This is a genomic window from bacterium, from assembly GCA_035370465.1.
Lineage (GTDB): Bacteria > Ratteibacteria > UBA8468 > B48-G9 > JAFGKM01 > JAGGVW01.
On the sequence record DAOOVW010000089.1, the window covers coordinates 1 to 2,572 of the forward strand.

Genomic DNA, 2,572 nt, shown 5'->3' on the forward strand with positions numbered 1-2,572 from the left:
AGTAGTTATTTTGTTAAAGATAAATACTTTCTTATATTTTAATAAAAATGTTTATTAGATATTATTTACCTGAAAATAAAGAGGAGAGATTAGGAGAATTAGTTGAGTTCTGTAAAAAAACAGAAACAGATGGAATTTTATTTTTTACTTCAAGTTATGACAGTCAACCTTCATTTATAGACATTGAGAAATATAGAAATTATGCAAAAAAACTTAAAAAATGGGCAATATTGATAAAAAAAGAAAATCTAAGATTCGGGATAAATATGTTACAAACACTTGGACATATATATTTCCCAAAAAAAATAGAGAGAAAATTCCCTTTTCAAAGAAAAGTTGATATTAATGGAATTGAATCTAAAGGAGGATGTTGTCCATTAGATGAAAATTTTAAAAAATATATATATGAAGTTTATCAAGTTTTTGCCAGTTTAAAACCAGATATTATTTATGTCGATGATGATTTTAGATATATTATGGATGGTTTTTTTTGTTTTTGCCCTCTTCACTTAAAAAAATACGAAAAAGAAACAGGTGAAAAAATTACTCGTGAAAAATTAAAAGAAGAAATATTGAAAGAAACTTTTATTCCATCTGATATTAAAAAGAAATATTTTGAAATTTTAAATTTATCCTTAAAAGAAGTAGCAGAATTGATAGAAAAAGCAGTTCATAGTATATCACCAGAAACAAGAGTAGGGTTGATGTTGCAGACATTTCCAATGTGCTTTTGGGGAACTGACATAAATGAGATTATAAAAACATTAGCAGGGAATAGGCAACCTTTATGCAGACCACAACTGCCAATATATAAGGAATATGGATTTGATTTAAAATTATCAATTCCATTATCTTTTGCTCAGCCATTAATAATAAGAAATCTAATAAATAAAGATGTTGAAATTCAACCAGAAATAGAAAATTATCCATACTCAATATTTTCAAAATCAAAACAAATTTTTAAATACCAAATTTCTTTCTGTTATATAAATGGATTTGAGAAACCACTTGTAAATATTTTTGATACTTATGGGCAGAAATTTGATGAAAATATTGAGTTTATAGAAGTACTTAAAAAAAATAAAAAATTCTTTGGAAAATTAAAGGAGATTAGTAAAAATAATGTATCCAAAGGTATATCAATAATTCATACTTCTAAAACAACTTTATTTACAACCCCCCAAAATAAAAACCTTTATACAATTTTTAACTCATTATGCTGGGATAGAATAATACCTCTTCTTGGTTTACCTATTTCATATAATTGGAATGAACCAGAGTTTTATATTCTTTCAGGAAATGAAGTTCTTGGGTTAGAAAAAGAAAAATTAGAACAAATAATTAAAAATGGAGGTGTGATAATTGATAAAGATGCTTTACAAATACTTCAATATCTCGGTTATGAGAAAAAAATAGGAGTTAAATGTAGGGAAGCAGTTCCCATTGATGATTGTGGAAGTATTTATTTTCATAAGAATAAAATAAATGGTCCTTATCAGGATGAATTCTTTCCTGTAAGATTTGCAACTTTCCCAAAAGATTTTGTTAATCTTGAAATTTTGTCAGAAAAATTTGAGACAATTGCATCTCTGGTAAATTTTGAAAATAAAATAGTTTCTCCTGCAATTGTTATAACTGAAAATAAATATGGTGCAAAATTTGGAATTTTTTCTTTTGTTCCTACTGAAAATTTATTGCCTGTTTTTCTAAATCCAAAAACTCAGGTACTATTAAGGAATCTCTTTCCTGAAATAAATGGAAAGTCATTACCTATATCTATAACAAACCATCCTTATCTTGTGCCATATTATTTTGAAGGTAAAAATGGAATTTTTATATTGATACTGAACCTTTCATCTGATAAAGTTTCAAATATTGTTTTGAACTCCCAGAATATTTTTAATAAAAAATGTTTTAAACCATACTTGCTTTTAGGAAATGGTAAGTTTATTGAATTCAACAAAAAAGTAAAATTTGAAAAAAAAGAAAATATAATAAAAATTCAATACAATTTATCCCCCTTTGAATTTTTAATTATGTCTTTTAGAAAATAGGAGAGATATGAATAATGTATATTTAAAAAGATATGAAAAAAACCCAATTATGGAAATAAAAAAAGGGTTCATTCTTAAAAAAGTTGCAGTAATATTTGTCCAAAGAATCCCCTCGGGCGTAGACCCTACGGGCGAGCCTCTGGATAAGATAGTGATACTCAAAGAGATAGGAAAGAATTAAAGTTAGGAGTGAAGATTTGGTATAATAAAGAGAAAAAAATGGATAAAAAGTATAGACAGAATAAACTGATGAAAATACTTTATCAATTAAGTAAGAAGAAGAAATATCTCTAAGCATAAATTATTAAAATTGTGAGGTTATTAAAATATAAATTAAATACTTTAAATGCAACTTAAATAAGAAAGACCATAAAAAAATAAAAAAAGTAAACTTTTCAAAAATTTTGTCATCTAATATATAATAACTATAAAATTTTTGAAAAAAGGAGGAAAAAATGGAAAGAACGAAAAAAAAGATAGTTGGGTTAGTTGTAGGAATAGTATTAGTTTTATCTTTC

The 2,572-nt window shown here is 25.3% G+C and carries 2 protein-coding genes; both read left to right on the forward strand.

Annotated features, from left to right (window positions below; genetic code table 11):
- Positions 1-47: 47 nt before the first annotated feature.
- Positions 48-2,054 carry a hypothetical protein gene (locus PLW95_08050; GenBank protein HOV22607.1) on the forward strand — a complete coding sequence of 669 codons (2,007 nt, stop codon included), beginning with the start codon at positions 48-50 and terminating at the stop codon, positions 2,052-2,054.
- 7 nt (positions 2,055-2,061) lie between these two features.
- A complete protein-coding gene (locus tag PLW95_08055) occupies positions 2,062-2,235 on the forward strand; it encodes a hypothetical protein (GenBank protein HOV22608.1) in 174 nt (57 codons plus the stop codon).
- The last annotated feature ends 337 nt before the right edge of the window (positions 2,236-2,572 follow it).

Excerpts from the sequence above, each read along its gene's own strand:
- PLW95_08055 (HOV22608.1), top strand. The coding sequence starts at position 2,062 with ATGAATAATGTATATTTAAAAAGATATGAAAAAAACCCAATTATGGAA.
- PLW95_08050 (HOV22607.1), top strand. The coding sequence starts at position 48 with ATGTTTATTAGATATTATTTACCTGAAAATAAAGAGGAGAGATTAGGA.